Genomic DNA, 17,539 nt, shown 5'->3' with positions numbered 1-17,539 from the left:
CCTCTAAGCCCCCATTTCCATCAGCACGAAACCGATGAGCGGCAGCAGCGCCGCGCCGATCGCGAGGTGGGCGGTGCGGGTCGGCGTCAGGCCGACGGCCGCGCCGGAAATGCCGGCCCCGATCAAGCCGGCAATCGGGATCGAGAGGCCCCGGTCGATTCCCGGCACCAAGAAGGCGATCACCCCTGCGACAGACGCGCAGGCGCCGATCAGCGCACCTTTCCAGATCTCGATTCCGGCAAGCTTTGCGGCAATAGCCCCGCCGATCACCGCCGCAACGACGGCAATTGCCATTAGTGTGAATTGTCCCATGACATCCTCCCCGTTCTCATGAGGAGAGTGAGGTTCTGCAGGATGAAGTCAAGCCAGGCGATTGTCTTAGACGGCCGCGTCCTGTGCGCCTTCCGCCAGCAGACCGAAGGCGTAGTCCGAGAACGACCGCCAGACCTCCATCCGGAAGGCGTCGTCCGCAGTCCTGAGCAGCACGATCTCGACTTTGCCAAAAATGGTTCGCGAGCAGGCGCCGACCGGAAAGGCTTTCAAGGACAGGTCCTGCGGGCAGCCGGCATTGATCGCTGCCGCGGCCCCCGGCCCCGACACCAGGATCGCCGTATTGCGGTGGGAAACATCCGTTGCCGAATGCAGCGCGCCGCAATTCTTCGCGGCCTGCATCAGCCCGCCGTTCCCTTCCGCGATCACCAGCCATTCGTCCGGCCCGAGCCAGAGCGCGGAGCGGCCATTGGCGGAAGCCGAGGTTTTCGGCCTGACCGGCAGATCGACGCCGAGCGCCGAGGAGAGCGCCGCGACATCCTCGGCCCTTGCGCGCAGCGAAACGCGCTCGGCGGGCGGTGCGGCTTCGAGGCGGACGGTCGACGAACCGCCGTGGAAACCGGAAAGAGGCGAAGTGCGGTTTGCCAGATCAGCCCCAGAATCAGCCATGGATACGGCCTCCATCCTTGTCGAAGAACACCATGTCGGTCACTTCCACTTCGATCGTCCTGTCTTTCAGCGGCACATGGAGCGTCTCGCCAATCCGCGCCCTTCCACCGGCAACCAGTGCCAGCGCGATCGAGCGGCCGCAATTCTCTGACCAGTAGGCCGATGTCACATGGCCGAGCATGGTCATCGGCTTGGCCTGGTTGGGATCGGCGACAATCTGGCCGCCCTCCTCCAGCACCAGTGCCGGCTCCTTGGTGAGCAGCCCGACAAGCTGCTTGCGGTTTTCGCGCACCAGGTCCGGGCGTTTCAGCCCGCGAATGCCGACGAAATCCAGCTTCTTGGAGGAGACAGCCCAGCCGAGCCCCGCATCGTGCGGCGTCACCGTGCCGTCCGTATCCTGGCCGACGATGATATAGCCCTTTTCGGCGCGCAGCACGTGCATGGTCTCGGTGCCGTAGAGGCAGGCGCCCATCGGCTCCGCCCGCTCCCAGATCGCCTTCCAGACCGCCGGACCGTAGTCCGCCGGCACGTTGATTTCGTAACCGAGTTCGCCGGTAAACGAGACGCGGAAGAGCCGCGCCGGAACGCCCATCACGCTGCATTCCGCCACGCTCATATGCGGAAAGGCCTCGTTGGAAATATCGACGCCTTCGACGAACGGCTGAATGATCTCGCGCGCCTTCGGCCCCTGCACGGCGATGACCGCCCATTGCTCCGTGGTCGAGGTGAGCCAGACCTTGAGATGCGGGAACTCCGTCTGCAGATAGTCTTCCATGTGGTGCAGCACGCGCGGCGCTCCGCCGGTCGTGGTCGTCACATGGAACCGGTCCTCGGCAAGCCGGCCGACGACGCCGTCGTCATAAACGAAACCGTCCTCGCGGGTCATGATCCCGTAGCGGCTCTTGCCCGGCTTCAGGCTGCCCCAGGCATTCGTATAGAGGAGGTCGAGGAACTGCGCCGCATCCGGCCCGACCACCTCGATCTTGCCGAGCGTCGAACCGTTGAACACGCCCGCCACTTCGCGCACCGTCCGACATTCGCGGTTGACGGCAGCCAGCATATCCTCGCCGCGCTTCGGGTAATACCAGGCGCGTTTCCAGTTGCCGACATCCTCGAACTCGGCGCCCTCGGCCGTTTCGAGCGCGTGCATCGGCGTCTTGCGCGCCGGATCGAACAGCTCGCCGCGCGAATGGCCGACCAGCGTGCCGTAGGTGACCGGCGTGTAGGGCGCGCGGAACGTCGTCAGCCCCACCTGCGGGATCGGCCGCTCGAGCATTTCGGCGGCGATGGCGAGGCCGTGCATGTTGGAAAGCTTGCCCTGATCAGACGCCATGCCGTTGGTGGTAAAGCGTTTGATATGCTCGATCGAGTGCATGCCCTCGCGCACAGCAAGACGGATGTCCTTGGCGGTCACGTCGTGCTGGAAATCGACGAAGGCCTTCACCGTCGTATCCGGCCCCGCACCTTCCGCAGCCCCGATCATGCCGCCGGTCCATTCGAACCGGTTCTCGCCCGCAAGCGCCACCGAACCGCCGCCGGCCGCAATCGCCTCGTCTATCAGTTCGGCCAAGTCGTCCGTGCCGTTGCAGGAGCCGACGGAAACGCAATCCTGCGCATAGATATTCGGCAGGAAGCGCTGGTTGACGTCGTCGAATCGCAGTTTTCCGCGCGACTGCGAAAACAGATGCACCGAAGGCGTCCAGCCGGCCGAAACGATCAGCGCGTCGACCGAGATTTTGCGGGCATCGCTGCCGCCGTTGCGCGCCACGGTCATCGAGGAAATCCGCAGCCGGCCGCCGGTATCGGTCACCGAATGGCCGCTTAGCACGGAGATGCCGAGCGCCCGGGCTTCCGCCAGCAGCGCCTCGCCCGGATCGGCACGACAGTCGACGATCGCCGCGATCGAGACGCCCGCCCGCTTCAGGTCGAAGGCCGTCTCGTAAGCCGAATCATGCGCCGTGTAGACGCCGATCTGTCTTCCGACAGCGACGCCATGATGGTTGAGGAAGGTGCGTGCCGCAGACGCCAGCATGATGCCAGGCCGGTCGTTATTGGCAAACACCATGTGCCGCTCGATCGAACCGGTCGCCAGCACCACCTTTTTCGCCCGCACCTGCCACAGCCGTTCGCGTGGGCTGTCCTTGCCAGGCTTGGCGACATGGTCGGTCACCCGTTCCACGAGGCCGAGGAAACCGTGATTGTAATAACCGAACACCGTCGTGCGGGTCAGCACCGTCACGTTCGGCATCGCCTTCAGCTTTGCCGCCGTCGCCTGCGCCCAGTCGTAACCGTTCTGTCCGTCGATCGTGGTCGCCGTGTCGTAATGCAGGGCACCGCCGACTTCCGGCTGTTCGTCGACCAGGAAAACGCTTTGCCCCGTCGCAGCCGCCGAAAGCGCCGCCGTCAGGCCGGCAACGCCGGCACCGGCAACCAGCACGTCGCAATGGGCGTAGCGGTTGGCATAGTGATCCGGATCTTCTTCGGTCGGCGCAACGCCGAGGCCCGCCGCACGGCGGATGAAGGGTTCGTAGATCTTCACCCAGGCCTCGCGCGGCCACATGAAGGTCTTGTAGTAGAACCCGGCCGCAAAGAACGGCGAGAACAGATTGTTGACCGCTCCGACATCGAACTTGAGCGACGGCCAGCGGTTCTGCGAGGCGATCTTGGCGCCGTCGAAGACTTCCTGCACGGTGGCCCGTACGTTCGGCTGGCGCCGCGCCGCGTCGCGCGACACGTCGATCAGCGCGTTCGGCTCTTCCGGACCGGCAGACAAGATGCCCCGCGGCCGGTGATATTTGAACGATCGGCCAAGCAGATGCACGCCATGCGCCAAGAGCGCCGAGGCGACGGTATCGCCTTCCAGCGCCGTATAACTCTTGCCGTCGAAGGTGAATCGCGCCGTGCGGGCGGGCGTCAACCGGCCCGCACCCTTGATGCGGAAACTGCCGGAATTCGAGGAGGCGCTCATCGTGCGTCTCCTTCGGTCGCTTCATAGGTCTCGACGGTCTTTTCGGAGGCTCCGGTTTCCGGGAGCGGCTGCTTCGGCATTCCCGCCTTGTAGGTCATCAGGAACCTGTCGCTCACCGTGTCGCGCGCCGCGTTGAAGAACCGGCCGCAGCCGTGGATATGCCGCCAGCGTTCATAGGTGAGGCCTTTTTCGTTGTTGCGCAGGAAGAAATACTCGGCGAATTCCTCGTCGGAAATCGCCGAGATATTCTCCGGCCGCGCAATATGCGCCTCGCCGGCCCAGCGGAATTCCAGTTCCGAGCGGTCTTCCTCGCAATAGGGGCAATGGATCAGCAGCATGAAAGTCTCCCGGCACATAGGGTCGGTGTAAAGGCCAGCCTCGTACTCCTTCTTCTCCCCAGCGGGGAGAAGGTGCCCGAAGGGCGGATGAGGGGGCGAGCGACGAAAGGCGCGAGCGTCCGAGCGACAAGCGAAGGACGAGCCTGCCTTGAAGCCCTCCTCATCCGGCTGCCGCCACCTTCTCTCCGCTGGGGAGAAAAAGGACCCCATCCACCGCTCGCAAACATGTCCAAAACCGCCAACATCAATGCGCCACCGCGGCGGCGGCCGCCTCGTCGATCAGCCGGCCGGTGCGGAACCTGTCGAGGTTCAGCCCCGCCGCCAGCCTATGCGGCTCGCCCTTGGCAATCAGATGCGCGAAGAGATTGGCCGAACCCGGCGTCGCCTTGAAGCCGCCGGTTCCCCAGCCACAATTGACGAACAGACCCGGCACCGGCGTGATGCCCTGGATCGGCGAACGGTCCGGCGTGTTGTCGGTAATGCCGCCCCACTGGCGCATCATCTTCACCCGCCGGAACATCGGGAAGAGTTCGCAGATGGCGTCGAGCGTGTGGGTGATGATCTGCAGCCCGCCGGTCTGGGAATAGGAATTGTACTGGTCGGTGCCGGCGCCGATGACGAGTTCGCCCTTGTCCGACTGCGAGATATAGGCATGCACCGTGTTCGACATGACGACGCAGGGGAAGATCGGCTTCAGCGGCTCGGAGACCAGCGCCTGCAGCGGAGTTGAATGGAGCGGCACCCTGACGCCCGCCATCTCCATCACGACGGACGAATGCCCGGCGGCCGAAACGCCGATCTTCTTCGCCCCGATGAAGCCCTTGCTCGTTTCGACGCCCAGGACATCGCCGTTCGGGCCGCGACGGATGCCGGTCACTTCGCAATTCTGGATGATGTGCACGCCGCGGTCGGACGCTGCACGCGCATAACCCCAGGCGACCGCATCGTGGCGGGCAGTGCCGCCGCGCCGCTGCAGGGCGGCGCCGTTGATCGGGTAACGCGCCGTCTTTGAAATATCGAGCGGCGGCACGAAGGCCTTGGCCTGCTCCGGCGTCAGCCATTCGTTGTCGATGCCGTAGAGCCGGTTGGCGTTGATATGCCGCTTGAAGCTCTGCATGTCATGGGTGTTGTGCGACAGCATCATCACGCCGCGCGGCGAATACATGACATTGTAGTTGAGATCCTGGCTCAGCCCCTCCCAGAGCTTCAGCGAATGCTCGTAGATGTCCATGCTCTCTTCATAGAGATAGTTGGAGCGGATGATCGTGGTGTTGCGGCCGGTATTGCCGCCGCCGAGCCAGCCCTTTTCGATCACCGCGACATTGGTGATGCCGTGTTCCTTGGCCAGGTAATAGGCAGCGCCCAGGCCATGCCCGCCGGCGCCGACGATGATCACGTCGTATGCGCTGCGCGGCTCCGGCGAGGCCCACTGCGCTTCCCAGCCCTTGTGGGCACGCATCGCCTCGCGGGCCACGGCGAAAACCGAATATCTGCGCATCTCGCCTCGAACTCCTCGGATCGTCAGCCCCAATCGCAGGGCCGGCATTTGGGTAGTGCCATACCCATCGCAAATCAATATGCGTCGCAATGGCTCTATTGCGACGCATTCGCCTTCTCCATCGACACGGGCAAGATCGTCCGCCGATTGGACGATATCCGACCGACTGCCGGACGCTGCGGCGCCCCGCCGAAATCTTGCCAAACCGACCCGGATGACCATCGGATCGATCGCTTCCGGCCAGGGCCGCATTCGGATCATCGGCGGCGACAGGCTCTTCCCATTCATGCCACCCCCGCAAAAGGCCGCAGAATTGGCGCAATCAACCTTAATGCGTCTGGACTTCGCACATCTCTTCTGCTATCTGCCGTCATCAATCGCACGGCTCCAGGCCGAGCGGACGTTATTCTTTCGCCTCGAATCGTACCGATCCAGGCGAGCAACAAACCAAAGGAACGGGATTCACGTGCAGGTACTAGTCCGCGACAACAACGTCGACCAGGCGCTCCGCGCTCTCAAGAAGAAGATGCAGCGCGAAGGCATTTTCCGTGAAATGAAGATGCGCGATTATTACGAGAAGCCGTCGCAGAAGCGCGCCCGTGAAAAGGCTGAGGCTGTTCGTCGCGTTCGCAAGCTGGCCCGCAAGCGCATGCAGCGCGAAGGCCTGATTGCAGCTCCGGCTCGTACGGTTCCAGCACGCCCGGCTCGTTGATCGGCCGTTTTTTGGACGTTTTCATGTGCTTTCAGGGCGGTGGCGACATGGGCGCCGCCGCTCTTTTGATTTGGTCCGAGACTTACAATGCCTTTGCCCCGACATGAGGAAATGCGCCTGATGGCCGCCAAAAATCCCGTTCTATATCGTGGAACCGAAATTTCCGGCCTCTTGAACCATGTTTCTCCCGTCCGTCGCAAGACAGCACTGCCTGCCGCGCTGATCGCCCTTCTGGCGCTCGCCGGCTGCTCGACCACGACCTCGACCGACATGATCACCGTCGATCGCGCCCAGGGGTCCCAAGAGAACATCGCCTCGCTCTCCTCCGTCATCAGTTCCAGCCCGCAGGATCCGGAAGCCTACAATGTCCGTGGTACGGCCTATGGACGCGCCGGCGAGTTTTCGAAGGCGCTGGAGGACTTCAACCGCGCCATCCAGCTCAATCCGCAATTCTACCAGGCCTATGCCAATCGGGCGCTGGTCTATCGCAATATGGGCAAGCCCGTCGAAGCGGCCAACGACTACAACCGCTCGCTGCAGATCAACCCGAACTACGACGTCGCCTATATCGGCCGCGGCAATATCTATCGCCAGGCCGGCCGTACCAACGAAGCCTTCAATGACTTCAACAAGGCGATCCAGCTGGAAACAACCGATGGTCGCGCCTGGCACAATCGCGGCCTGATCTACCAGGGGCGCGGCCAGCACGCCCAGGCGATCGACGATTTCTCCAAGGCCATCTCGCTGTCGGCGAATTCGCCGGAACCCTATAACGGCCGCGGCATTTCCTATGTCGCCTTGAACGACGATGACAACGCGTTTGCGGACTTCAACCGCGCGATCGAGCTCAACGACAAGCTCGCCGAATCCTGGGCGAACCAGGCACTCGTCTATGAGCGCCGCGGCGACAAGGCGCGGGCCTACAAGTCCTATTCGCACGCCATGCGTCTCGACCCGAACTACAAGCCGGCCCAGGACGGCGCAGCCCGCACCCGCGCCAGCACCTGATATCCCCGCCTGTCGGCCGAGCTGTTTTCCGCCCTGCTCTCAGATATAAAGCGCCGCCATCTTGCGCCAGGCACCGGCTCGATGCGCGCGGCCGTCCCAGACATGCATGCGATGCCCGACACCCTTTTCGGACAAAACCTGGCTGAGATGCTGGTTGTTGTCGAGGAACGGGTCGGCGTCACCGATCGTCAGCACGATCTCCACCTGCCGCAGCCTTTCGAGCTGCCACCCGCTGCTGATGCCGGGCAGGAAATGCGACGGGGTGTGGAAATAGACGGTATCGTCGTAATAGCCGTCCAGCAGGTCGCCGAACGCTTCGACCTTCAGCGTCAGGTCGTACCGTCCCGAAAATGCAACGAGCTTGCGGAACAGGTGCGGATGGCGAAAGGCGATGCTGGCCGCCTGGAAGGCACCAAGACTGCAGCCCTGCACGATCGTGCAGTCATGTCCGTTCCGGGTCGCCATCAGCGGCAGAACCTCATTGAGGATATAATCCTCGAATGCCGCATGCCTGCGGATCCGCACCGAGGGATGCTGGTGTGCGTCGTAGAAGGTCTCGGTCGCCAATCCATCGACGCAATAGAGCTGCAACTGGCCGGCCCGGATCTTGTCTGCAAGGCTTCCGACGATGCCAAGCTCTTCATATTCCCAGAAACGCCCCTCGCGGGTCGGGAACATCAGCACCTTGGCGCCGGCATGGCCGAACACCAGGAGTTCCATGTCTCGATGGAGCCGCTGGCTGTACCAGCGCAGATATTCGCGGTTCATGACACCTTGAAGAACTGTCCGACCCTCTCGCGAAGGGCCGCCTCTTGCAACATGCTACCAGGATAGTCGAAATGTCCGGCGTCCAGGATGAAGATTTCATTAAATTTTGATTTCGGAATTGCGTTGGCGACGGCGAACTGGCAGGGCGGCGCAACCGCCGGATCAAACAGGGCTACGCTCGTCAGCATCGGCACCGTGATGCGGCTCGCCGCCACCGCCGAATCATGCAGGCGCAGCGTCTTCAACGCGTTGCCGTATTTCGCCTGATAGGCCTGGACGGAGGCCGCACTGCCGATGCTTTTCAGCTTCAGCCGCAGCTCCTGATGCCCGAAGGTCGGCAGGGACAGATGTCCTCTATCGATCCGGTTGTCGAAAGGGATGGCCAGCCCGCCGATGCCGCCGCCGAAGCTGATGCCGCTATAGCCGATATGGCCGGAAAGCCAGGGGTAAAGGGCGATCAGCATGCTCGCCGCGACCCACAGATCGTCGACGCAGCCGCCGATGATGTAGCGGTCCGGCTTGTCGATATCGTGCAGCACGTGCCAATAGGAGTCCGGCGAGATCGGCGGACGGGTGCTGCGTGACATGCCGCGGAAGCAGGGAAACAGGACAGCGGTCTCCTCGACCGGGATGTCGAGATCCGGCGCGTCGCGCCCGCCATATCCATGGCCGACGACGAGCCCGCGCCTGATCTCTCCCTGCCGCGGCAAAAGAAGCCAGCCGCCGATCGGAAACCGGCCGGTCGACATATAGGCGATGTCGAAGACATGCCATTTCGGATGGTCGAGCCCGCTCTTGCGCAGGCCCGGCTCCGGATCGACGGTCATCGCCCGCCGATACCGATCCCTCCAGAACGTATCGAAACCCTCCGGCGCCTGCGGCGGCACCACGGCCTGAAGCTGCTTCAGCCCCATGCCATAGGTGGGGTCGAAATCATAAGGGTGTTTGGTGGAGATGGTCATCAGATGTTTCGCGGAGTCGGTTTCATCAGTGTGGCGTCAATCGACGCGCGTTTCGCTTGTGAACGATCCCCAGTATGAGAACACCAAACTCTGCTATCTCGTAAAGAATGACATGACTTTGATGTTCGTGTCGACGAACTTCCGGGCCAAGCGCGGCAGCAACCCGCCCCATTCGCGGATTGTCTGCCAGAAGCCCAAAGCAATGCTGGAGGTCGCCGGCATATTTCCGGGCTTGAAACTGACCGAATACATCGAGGCCAAAGACGAGTATGTCGAGCATGTCCTTGTCCGCTTGACGTGTCAGCCGGAATTCAGACACGCTTGGCCTTCCGAAGCGCTACGATCTTCTCGGCCTCCGCAAAAATCTCGTCCACCTTACGCGGACTGATCCCACTTTCGCGTGACGTTGCCACAAGCTGGCGCAACTCTTCCAACGACAGTTCTTCACCTTGCCGAATGCGCTCACGCATCACGAGGTCGTTCACGTAATCCCCGACGCTGGCATAACCGCCGTCGCGAACCTGCACTTCAATCCATTCCTTTGTCGAGTCTGGAAGGGATACAGTTATATTTGCCATCGTGGCCTCCTGTTTCGCGCTTAATCTCGCACGAACCGCCTCCACAAAAAAGCCCGGCAATGCCGGGCTTTCCAATCACAATATTCCATTCGCGCTCAGTGCTTCATCGCCTTGACGATGTCCTCGGTCATCTTCTTGGCGTCGCCGAGCAGCATCATCGTTCCGTCCTTGTAGAACAGCGTGTTGTCGATGCCGGCATAACCCGAACCGAGCGAGCGCTTGACGAACAGGCAGGTCTTCGCCTTGTCGACGTCGAGGATCGGCATGCCGTAGATCGGCGAGGTCTTGTCGTCGCGGGCCGCCGGGTTGGTGACGTCGTTGGCGCCGATGACATAAGCGACGTCGGCTTGCGCGAACTCCGCATTGATGTCTTCCAGTTCGAAGACTTCGTCATAGGGGACATTGGCTTCGGCGAGCAGCACGTTCATATGGCCGGGCATGCGGCCGGCGACCGGATGGATCGCGTACTTGACCTCGACGCCGTGGCTTTTCAGCGTATCGGCAAGTTCCCGCAGCGCATGCTGGGCCTGGGCGACGGCCATGCCGTAACCCGGCACGATGATCACCTTCTCGGCGTTCTGCATCAGGAAGGCCGCGTCGTCGGCCGAGCCCTGTTTCACCGTCCGCTGCACACCGTCGTCGCCGGCGGCAGATGCCGTCTCGCCGCCGAAGCCGCCCAGAATTACCGAGATGAAGGACCGGTTCATCCCCTTGCACATGATGTAGGACAAGATCGCTCCCGAGGAGCCGACCAGCGCGCCGGTGATGATCAGCGCCAAGTTGCCGAGCGTAAACCCGATGCCGGCGGCTGCCCAGCCGGAATAGGAGTTCAGCATCGACACGACGACCGGCATGTCGGCGCCGCCGATCGGCACGATCAGGAGCACGCCGAGTGCCAAGGCCAGCACCACGACGAGCCAGAAGTCGAAATGGCTTTCGGTCTGCACCAGGCCGAAGACGAAGACGACGACCAGCACCAGCAGGCCGATGTTGATGAAGTGCCGGTAGGGCAGCATGATCGGCTTGCCGGACATCCGCCCGTCGAGCTTCAGGAAGGCGATGACCGAGCCCGTAAAGGTGATCGCGCCGATCGCCGCGCCGAGCGCCAGTTCGATCAGCGCCTGGCCGTGAATATGGCCTATCGCTCCGATGCCAAAGGAATCGGGCGCATAAAGTGCTGCTGCCGCCACCATCACCGCGGCAAAGCCGACCAGCGAATGGAAGCCGGCGACGAGCTGCGGCATCGCCGTCATTGGAATGGTGCGGGCGATATAAGCCCCCGCCCCGCCGCCGAGGCTGAGCGCCAGCACGATCAGGATGAAGCCGCCGAAGGTGGGCGTGGCCAGCAGCAGGGTAGTGACGATGGCGATACCCATGCCGACCATGCCGTAGACATTGCCCTTGCGGCTGGTCGTCGGGTGGGAAAGGCCCCGGAGCGCCATGATGAACAGCACGCCGGAGACGAGGTAAAGGAAGGCTGCGAGGCTCTGCGACATGGTATCCGAACCCTCAGCGATCTTTTTTCTTGTACATGGCGAGCATCCGGCTGGTCACCAGGAAGCCGCCGAAGATGTTCACCGAAACGAGCACCAGCGCGATAAAACCGAAGCCAGTCGCAAAGCCGCTCGCCGATACGCCGACCGCAAGCAGCGCGCCGACGACGATGACCGAGGAGATCGCGTTGGTGACCGCCATCAGCGGCGTGTGCAGCGCCGGCGTCACCGACCAGACGACGTAATAGCCGACGAAGATCGACAGCACGAAGATCGCCAGTCGAAACACGAAGGGATCAATCGCCCCGCCGGTTGCGGCGCTCGCCGCTTCCGGTGCCTGGGCGGCGGCACTCATCACGGCGGTCACAGCCTGGTCGAGCTGCTCCAGGGCCTTGTCCATTGCTTCACCGGCCATCACAGATCTCCATTGCTTGCGGCTTCATCTGCGACCGGCGTTTTGCGGGCGCGCACCGGTTTGGCCGCCGCCGGCTCCTCTATGGAGATTACGGCTGGAGCAGGCGCAGCAACCGGCGCCTCCTCGGCGAGCGCGGCCGCAGCAAAATTCGGATGCACGACCTGGCCGCCATGGGTCAGCATGGTCGCCTTGACGAGCTCGTCCTCAAGATTGACGGCAAATTCCTTGGTGCCCTTGTCCACCATGGTCTCGATGAAGGCGAACAGGTTGCGGGCATAAAGCGCCGAAGCGGAGGCGGCGATGCGGCCCGCGACATTGACGTAGCCGATCACGGTCACACCCTCGACATCGGCTACCTTGCCCTTTTCCGAGCCTTCGATATTGCCGCCGCGTTCGACAGCCAGATCGACCGCCACCGAACCGGGCTTCATCGACGCCAACATCGCGCGCGTCACCAGCTTCGGGGCCGGTCGGCCGGGAATGAGAGCCGTGGTGATGACGATGTCCTGCTTGGCGATATGCTCGGCGACGAGGGCCGCCTGCTTTGCCTGATAGGGTTCCGACATCGGCTTGGCGTAACCGGCGGCGGTTTCGGCCGCCTTGAATTCCTCGTCCTCGACCGCGATGAATTTCGCGCCGAGCGAGGCGACCTGTTCCTTGGCGGCGGGGCGTACATCGGTTGCCGATACCACGGCGCCGAGACGGCGGGCCGTGGCGATCGCCTGCAGGCCGGCAACACCGGCGCCCATCACGAAGACTTTTGCGGCGGGAACAGTGCCGGCGGCAGTCATCATCATCGGCATGGCGCGGCCGTATTCATGGGATGCGTCGATGACGGCGCGATATCCCGCAAGGTTCGCCTGGGAGGACAGCACGTCCATCGACTGGGCGCGGGTGATGCGCGGCATCAGTTCCATGGCAAACGTGGTGAGCCCGGCTTTTGCCATCCCTGCAAGGGCGGCCTCGTTGCCGTAGGGGTCCATGACGGCAAACACCACGGCACCCTGCTTGTAGGACGCCATCTCCGCCGCCGTCGGCCGGTTGACCCTCAGGATGATATCGGCCGAACCGACCTCCCCGGCACCGGCAATGCGGGCACCGGTGGCTTCGAAATCCGCATCGCGAACACCGGAGGCAAGGCCTGCGCCGCTCTCGATCACGACCGAGAGCCCTAGCCCCGTCAGCCGCTTGACGCTCTCGGGCGAAGCGGCGACGCGCGGTTCGTCGGAACCTTCACGGCATACAAATACGATCTTCGGCAAAGACTGTCTCCTCCCAGTCGATATCGCAAGGCGGGCGAAAAACTTCGCCCTGCCTCAAAGCCGGTGGCCGGACTGGCCGAACCGGATCAACGCAGCAGGAAAACGCCGGCTATATTGAGAATGATGAAGACGAGAAGGCTGCCGATGAAGCCCGCTCCGCCGAAGAAACCGGCAGCCATGGCGATCATCAGAACGACGATGACCATCGTGCCCCATTTCGCACCTGCGATGAAGGCGTTGTAGGTCCTGTCGTGTTCCGCATAATCCATCGAAGCACCCGTTTCCACCGGCCCGCTATGGTGATTGTCCATCAGTCCCGTCTCCTTCATCAGCCGCACGCGCCCGCTCGATCGAAGCGTCGGCGCCTGCGGGGAAAACCCTTGTCTACATCCGGAATCATGCCTCGTTCGGCACGATGGAGGTCACTTCAGGCCTTACACAAAGCCATGGGAAAGCGCAATGCCGCCACAATGGCTTCCGGTACGCCAGAGCTTCAGGTCAGGTAGGACATTTCGGGGGAATTCGGCCGGCCGGCGATGCGGGCCGTCGGCAGGATGGTGAGCGGCGCGGTGTCGAAATTCGAGGAGCGCGCAAACAGCAGGCGGCGTTCATAGGCCTCCGACTGAAACGCCGGGAAGCGCTTCATCATCTTGGAGCGCAATTCGCGGGTCTGCGATGCGAGCAGCATCAGGTCGAAATCGTATTGCGGGATCCGCCGCGGCGGCACCACCGGCTGCGCATAGAAGAACCGGCGATAAAATGCCGCATGCGCCGGACGGATCGGCTGCAGCACGCGGTCCGCGTCGAAATAGATCGCCGCGACAGGCGTCAGCCGCACCGTCAGGTAAGGCATGGCCGAAAGTTCGCTGGCATATTCCGGGGCGATCGCAAAACGCGCCGAGTCGATCAATGTCATCCCGGCATCCAGAAGGCCGTTTACGGCCTCGGGAAAAATGCTGATCGACTGGCAGACCCTGTGCTCCGGCGTGACGTGGTGGAGGCGGATCGTGCTGACCAGTTCCTCGTCGTAATAGACGCCGAAGACATGCGCATTCTTGTCGAAGTCGATCTCGTCAATGAGCTTGGTCGCAGCGACCGGCAGCACGTTGTGGGTCTTGTAGGCCCTGTATCGCAGCCTGGCGATATCTTCGAAATCCTCGTTGCTCTCGATCCGCCGGTATTCGACATGGTCGAGCGTGGAGAGAAGTTTTGCTGAAAAGTTTCCGTCAGAAAATGATTGGCCTAAGGGCATCGGGTTTTGTTCCATGAGCTTTAACCATGGATTAACCCTAAAAGACCCATAGCCCGCAATGAATGGCCCACGAATTGAATAAAATTCTAAACGTTATGGTTAACAAACGGTTAACGACCCCTCGCCGGCGTCCTAAAACCGTTAACACTGTTCTAATTTCAGGCGGGATCTAGCGCGCGGCGGCCCGAAGAGGCGAGGCCTGTGCATTTTTGGCACCACGCCGGATGGACGAAAGCTTGGCGGCGGGAGCAGCCTCAGCCGCCAGTTCGATGATCTTTTCGGAAGCGACCGGCACGGAGAACACGTAACCCTGGACCAGATCGGAGAACCGATGGCGGTTGATCAGCGCGAGCTGTTCCTTGGTCTCCACGCCTTCGACGACGATCTTGAGGCCGAGTTCGCGGGACAGATGCACGATGCCGCGCAGGAGCTTCAGCTTGCGCTGGTCCTCGGCGATATTGCGGATGAACGCCCGGTCGATCTTGACCACGTCGAGCGGCAGGGAGTCGAGATAGCTGAGGCTCGAGAAGCCGGTGCCGAAATCGTCGATCGCGATCGTCACCCCGGTCACGCGGAACTGGTTGAGAATGGCGCTGACCGCCACCGGCTCGTCCATGAAGCAGCTTTCGGTGACTTCGAGATGCAGCCGCGACGGATCGAGCGAATAGCGCTTCAGCACGTCCGCCACATAACCGACGATGTCGTCGTTGCGCAGGTCCTGGATCGAAAGGTTGACGGAAACGGCCATCGGCTCCGGCCAGGTCGCGCAGTCGCGGCAGGCCTGGTCGAGCACCAGATGGGTGATATGCGAGACCAGCCCCATGTCCTCGGCCATCGGGATGAAGACGTTCGGCCCTACCATGCCGCGCTCCGGATGGCGCCAGCGCACCAGCGCCTCGCTGCATTCGATGCCGGAACCGTCGGGACGATACATCGGCTGATAGACGACATGCAGGCCGTGGTTCTCGATCGCCTGGCGAAGGTCGACGCGGAGCTTCTGCTCGTCGATATACTGAGCGTCCATTTCCGAAAGGAACACTGTCAGCGTGCCGTTGCCGGTGGATTTCGCGTGGTTGAGGGCAAGGTCCGCCTTGATCTGCCAGTTTTCCATGTCGAAATCCTGCGACGGCAGGATGACGCAGCCGCTGTTCATCGAAACGGGAAGACGAAGCCCGTCGACGTAATAGTCGCCCTGGATCTCGGCGTGGATGCGGCGGATCTGGCGCTCCAGCTCGCAATCGTCGTCGCCGCCGGTCAGCAACACAACGAACTCGTCGCCGACCAGACGGCCCGCCAGCAGGCCGTCGCTCTTCAGGCTCGAAAGCCTTGCCGCGATCGCCGCAAGCAATCGGTCGCCGACCACATGGCCGCGCAGGTCGTTGACATGCTTGAACCCGTCCACGTCGAACATCGCGAGCGCCGCCAGGGCTTCGCCCCGCCGCTTCAGCTTCTTGGTCGCGAGATCCGCGAAGTGGCCGCGGTTCGGCAGGCCGGTCAAGGCGTCGAACCGCACCATGTGCAGCACCTTTTCCTCGGCTGCGAGACGGGCAGTGACGTCTTCGAAGATCAGCACGACACCGCCGTCGGTACGCGGGCTGACCGAGAATTCGAGATGGCGGTCGTCCTTGAACTTGAAGAGCGCGCGTTCGAGCGAGCCGTCGGCCAGTTTGGAAAGCTGGCGCAGGATGGTCTCGGGCGCATTCTCCGCATCCTCGCAGAGCACGGCGGCGAAATCGCGGTCCTTGAGATCGCTCTTCTTGTCGAGGCCGAGCAGATCGCGGGCGCGGCGGTTGATCACCTGGATCTTGCCTTCGCCGTCGAGCATCACCAGGCCGTGGGAAATGGTCTTCAAGGCGATATCGAAGCGGCCGGCGATGATCGCCATCTTCCGCGACGCGATGACGTTTTCATAAAGGAATTCGCGCACGCCATTGGCCATCGACCTGGTGGTAAGGCCGAAGGGGATGAGCAGCAGCGACATCAGCGCCAGATGCAGATCCTCAGTAAAGAGGCAGGCAATCAGGATCGGACCGCAGCAGCCGAGCGTCTGGAGATCGACGGCGATGCGCGAGCCATAGTTGCGGCCGACGATCGACATCATCGAGCCGAGCGTCATGGCGATGCAGGTGAAGCCGACGAACGGGTTTTCCAGCACCAGCAGGGCATAGCCGCTGGCGATGCCGAGCAGAAAGGCTGCGAGGAACGCGCCGATCACATATTGCTGCTCCCAGGCGGCGATGCCGTCATAGGTGAGCGCCCCCTTGTCCACTTTGTCGAACCGCTGGAACCAGTACATGCGATAGGCAAAGACAGCCGCGAAGCCGCAGGCAAACAGGAGATAGAATTGCGCACCGCTGTAGTGGAAAACGAGCAGGCACCACAGGACGTGAACGACCACGCCGGTCCATAATGTGCCGCGATTTCCAAATAGCGACGTGACGAACGACAGATACACATCCGTCGACAGCGTCTTCGCTTCTGTCTCTTTCATCGGGTTCATCCCTTGTCTTCCGGTCGACACTGCGGGAAACCTTTTAAAAATTGCTTGTCCGCGGGCCGCAGCCCCCCTTTCATTGGGGGGTTCTTGAGAGTTTGCTGAATAAATTGACAACAGGATAGCTAAAATTTCGGTCACGCAACCTTCGGCGGAGGCGCAACCTCTTCCCGGCTTGTGCAAGGCCTTTCGATCCCTGCTTTTTGTAGACGAAAACCCAGGCTTTTAGGACTTTCCTTTTATTAGACCTTGGTTTACATCGCCATGCCAGGGCGGGCGGGATAAGAGAGACCCGTTGAATTGGGGAAACCATGGCTGCACTGTTGAAGATCAGCGGTCTCATCGACCGCCTCAGCGAGATTATTGGCAAATTTTCCGGCTATCTCGTTCTCGCCTGCACCCTCATCAGCGCCGGCAATGCGCTCATCCGCTACCTCTTCAACTACAGCTCCAACGGCTGGCTTGAAATCCAGTGGTATCTCTTCGGGTTCATCGTGCTTCTGGGCGCTTCCCACACTCTGAGGCTGAATGAGCATGTACGCGTCGACCTCATCTATGGCGCCGTTTCCGACCGTGCCCGCCTGTGGATCGATACGATCGGCCTGATCGTCTTCCTCATTCCGGCCTGCATCTATCTCGCATGGCTTGCCTGGCCGTTCTTCGCGCTCTCCTACGCGCAGGGCGAAGTGTCCTCGAACGCCGGCGGCCTTATCCGCTGGCCGGTGAAACTCATCATCGTCGCGGGTTTCAGCCTCCTGGCGCTGCAGGGATTTTCCGAACTGGTGAAGCGCATCGCCGGTCTTTTGGGCGTCCTCCAGGTCGATACGACCTACGAAAAGCCGCTGCAATAAC

18 protein-coding genes are annotated in these 17,539 nt (G+C 62.1%); 3 read left to right on the top strand and 15 right to left on the bottom strand.

Annotated elements, in window-relative coordinates:
* Positions 1–3: 3 nt before the first annotated feature.
* The 5 genes from C5L10_RS03775 to C5L10_RS03755 all read right to left on the bottom strand — a co-directional run bounded on the left by C5L10_RS03775 (position 4) and on the right by C5L10_RS03755 (position 5,743).
* The gene (locus C5L10_RS03775) at positions 4–312 is read right to left on the bottom strand and encodes a hypothetical protein (RefSeq protein WP_172716900.1); all 309 of its coding nucleotides are present in this window, start codon (positions 310–312) and stop codon (positions 4–6) included.
* A gap of 66 nt (positions 313–378) precedes the next feature.
* Positions 379–939, bottom strand: coding sequence for a sarcosine oxidase subunit gamma (locus tag C5L10_RS03770; protein WP_105428577.1), 561 nt, complete (start codon positions 937–939; stop codon positions 379–381).
* Entirely contained in the window at positions 932–3,907 is a 2,976-nt protein-coding gene (locus C5L10_RS03765; RefSeq protein ID WP_105428576.1) for a sarcosine oxidase subunit alpha, read from the bottom strand. The genes C5L10_RS03770 and C5L10_RS03765 overlap by 8 nt, the downstream gene beginning before the upstream one ends.
* The gene (locus C5L10_RS03760) at positions 3,904–4,245 is read right to left on the bottom strand and encodes a sarcosine oxidase subunit delta (protein ID WP_105400878.1); all 342 of its coding nucleotides are present in this window, start codon (positions 4,243–4,245) and stop codon (positions 3,904–3,906) included. Before C5L10_RS03760 ends, C5L10_RS03765 begins: the two co-directional genes overlap by 4 nt.
* 244 nt (positions 4,246–4,489) lie before the next feature.
* Positions 4,490–5,743 (bottom strand): sarcosine oxidase subunit beta family protein, encoded by a 1,254-nt coding sequence (locus C5L10_RS03755; RefSeq protein WP_105428575.1) that lies wholly within the window; start codon positions 5,741–5,743, stop codon positions 4,490–4,492.
* 466 nt (positions 5,744–6,209) lie between these two features.
* Between C5L10_RS03755 and rpsU the strand changes: the two genes are divergently transcribed.
* Complete coding sequence (gene rpsU / locus C5L10_RS03750) at positions 6,210–6,455, top strand: 30S ribosomal protein S21 (protein WP_037077280.1); 246 nt, start codon at positions 6,210–6,212, stop codon at positions 6,453–6,455.
* Between the two features lie 120 nt (positions 6,456–6,575).
* Positions 6,576–7,463: a tetratricopeptide repeat protein gene (locus tag C5L10_RS03745; protein WP_245447914.1), complete on the top strand. Its 888-nt coding sequence runs from the start codon at positions 6,576–6,578 to the stop codon at positions 7,461–7,463.
* A 39-nt stretch (positions 7,464–7,502) separates the two neighbouring features.
* Here the strand turns inward: C5L10_RS03745 and C5L10_RS03740 are convergent, their stop codons facing one another.
* The 10 genes from C5L10_RS03740 to C5L10_RS03695 form a co-directional block, all read right to left on the bottom strand.
* On the bottom strand, positions 7,503–8,231 hold the full coding sequence (locus C5L10_RS03740; RefSeq protein ID WP_105428573.1) for an esterase family protein: 729 nt from the start codon (positions 8,229–8,231) through the stop codon (positions 7,503–7,505).
* Positions 8,228–9,193, bottom strand: a complete 966-nt coding sequence (locus tag C5L10_RS03735) for an acetylxylan esterase (protein ID WP_105428572.1) — start codon at positions 9,191–9,193, stop codon at positions 8,228–8,230. Before C5L10_RS03735 ends, C5L10_RS03740 begins: the two co-directional genes overlap by 4 nt.
* 25 nt (positions 9,194–9,218) lie before the next feature.
* Positions 9,219–9,512 (bottom strand): type II toxin-antitoxin system RelE/ParE family toxin, encoded by a 294-nt coding sequence (locus C5L10_RS03730; RefSeq protein ID WP_105428571.1) that lies wholly within the window; start codon positions 9,510–9,512, stop codon positions 9,219–9,221.
* Positions 9,505–9,771, bottom strand: coding sequence for a type II toxin-antitoxin system ParD family antitoxin (locus tag C5L10_RS03725; RefSeq protein ID WP_046604531.1), 267 nt, complete (start codon positions 9,769–9,771; stop codon positions 9,505–9,507). Before C5L10_RS03725 ends, C5L10_RS03730 begins: the two co-directional genes overlap by 8 nt.
* Positions 9,772–9,866: 95 nt before the next feature.
* Positions 9,867–11,267: an NAD(P)(+) transhydrogenase (Re/Si-specific) subunit beta gene (locus C5L10_RS03720; protein ID WP_105421773.1), complete on the bottom strand. Its 1,401-nt coding sequence runs from the start codon at positions 11,265–11,267 to the stop codon at positions 9,867–9,869.
* Positions 11,268–11,280: 13 nt separating this feature from the next.
* Positions 11,281–11,679 carry a proton-translocating transhydrogenase family protein gene (locus C5L10_RS03715; protein WP_046634620.1) on the bottom strand — a complete coding sequence of 133 codons (399 nt, stop codon included), beginning with the start codon at positions 11,677–11,679 and terminating at the stop codon, positions 11,281–11,283.
* Positions 11,679–12,941 (bottom strand): Re/Si-specific NAD(P)(+) transhydrogenase subunit alpha, encoded by a 1,263-nt coding sequence (locus tag C5L10_RS03710; protein ID WP_105428570.1) that lies wholly within the window; start codon positions 12,939–12,941, stop codon positions 11,679–11,681. Before C5L10_RS03710 ends, C5L10_RS03715 begins: the two co-directional genes overlap by 1 nt.
* A gap of 86 nt (positions 12,942–13,027) precedes the next feature.
* Complete coding sequence (locus tag C5L10_RS03705; RefSeq protein ID WP_046668269.1) at positions 13,028–13,252, bottom strand: aa3-type cytochrome c oxidase subunit IV; 225 nt, start codon at positions 13,250–13,252, stop codon at positions 13,028–13,030.
* 182 nt (positions 13,253–13,434) lie between these two features.
* Positions 13,435–14,193, bottom strand: coding sequence for a hypothetical protein (locus C5L10_RS03700; RefSeq protein ID WP_046668270.1), 759 nt, complete (start codon positions 14,191–14,193; stop codon positions 13,435–13,437).
* Between the two features lie 169 nt (positions 14,194–14,362).
* A complete protein-coding gene (locus tag C5L10_RS03695; RefSeq protein ID WP_245447913.1) occupies positions 14,363–16,684 on the bottom strand; it encodes a bifunctional diguanylate cyclase/phosphodiesterase in 2,322 nt (773 codons plus the stop codon).
* Positions 16,685–16,998: 314 nt separating this feature from the next.
* On the opposite strand from C5L10_RS03695, the gene C5L10_RS03690 reads away from it, so the two are divergent.
* Positions 16,999–17,538, top strand: a complete 540-nt coding sequence (locus tag C5L10_RS03690) for a TRAP transporter small permease subunit (protein WP_037077292.1) — start codon at positions 16,999–17,001, stop codon at positions 17,536–17,538.
* Position 17,539 lies beyond the last annotated feature (1 nt).

The sequence above is a fragment of the Neorhizobium sp. T6_25 genome (genome assembly GCF_002968555.1).
Lineage (GTDB): Bacteria > Pseudomonadota > Alphaproteobacteria > Rhizobiales > Rhizobiaceae > Neorhizobium.
This window is presented reverse-complemented; position numbering and strand designations above follow the sequence as displayed.

Bases quoted from the DNA above. Each gene is read 5' to 3' on its own strand.
- C5L10_RS03775 (WP_172716900.1), bottom strand. From the start codon at position 312: ATGGGACAATTCACACTAATGGCAATTGCCGTCGTTGCGGCGGTGATC.
- C5L10_RS03770 (WP_105428577.1), bottom strand. From the start codon at position 939: ATGGCTGATTCTGGGGCTGATCTGGCAAACCGCACTTCGCCTCTTTCC.
- C5L10_RS03765 (WP_105428576.1), bottom strand. From the start codon at position 3,907: ATGAGCGCCTCCTCGAATTCCGGCAGTTTCCGCATCAAGGGTGCGGGC.
- C5L10_RS03760 (WP_105400878.1), bottom strand. From the start codon at position 4,245: ATGCTGCTGATCCATTGCCCCTATTGCGAGGAAGACCGCTCGGAACTG.
- C5L10_RS03755 (WP_105428575.1), bottom strand. From the start codon at position 5,743: ATGCGCAGATATTCGGTTTTCGCCGTGGCCCGCGAGGCGATGCGTGCC.
- C5L10_RS03745 (WP_245447914.1), top strand. From the start codon at position 6,576: ATGGCCGCCAAAAATCCCGTTCTATATCGTGGAACCGAAATTTCCGGC.
- C5L10_RS03740 (WP_105428573.1), bottom strand. From the start codon at position 8,231: ATGAACCGCGAATATCTGCGCTGGTACAGCCAGCGGCTCCATCGAGAC.
- C5L10_RS03735 (WP_105428572.1), bottom strand. From the start codon at position 9,193: ATGACCATCTCCACCAAACACCCTTATGATTTCGACCCCACCTATGGC.
- C5L10_RS03725 (WP_046604531.1), bottom strand. From the start codon at position 9,771: ATGGCAAATATAACTGTATCCCTTCCAGACTCGACAAAGGAATGGATT.
- C5L10_RS03720 (WP_105421773.1), bottom strand. From the start codon at position 11,267: ATGTCGCAGAGCCTCGCAGCCTTCCTTTACCTCGTCTCCGGCGTGCTG.
- C5L10_RS03715 (WP_046634620.1), bottom strand. From the start codon at position 11,679: ATGGCCGGTGAAGCAATGGACAAGGCCCTGGAGCAGCTCGACCAGGCT.
- C5L10_RS03705 (WP_046668269.1), bottom strand. From the start codon at position 13,252: ATGGACAATCACCATAGCGGGCCGGTGGAAACGGGTGCTTCGATGGAT.
- C5L10_RS03700 (WP_046668270.1), bottom strand. From the start codon at position 14,193: ATGCCCTTAGGCCAATCATTTTCTGACGGAAACTTTTCAGCAAAACTT.
- C5L10_RS03695 (WP_245447913.1), bottom strand. From the start codon at position 16,684: ATGAAAGAGACAGAAGCGAAGACGCTGTCGACGGATGTGTATCTGTCG.
- C5L10_RS03690 (WP_037077292.1), top strand. From the start codon at position 16,999: ATGGCTGCACTGTTGAAGATCAGCGGTCTCATCGACCGCCTCAGCGAG.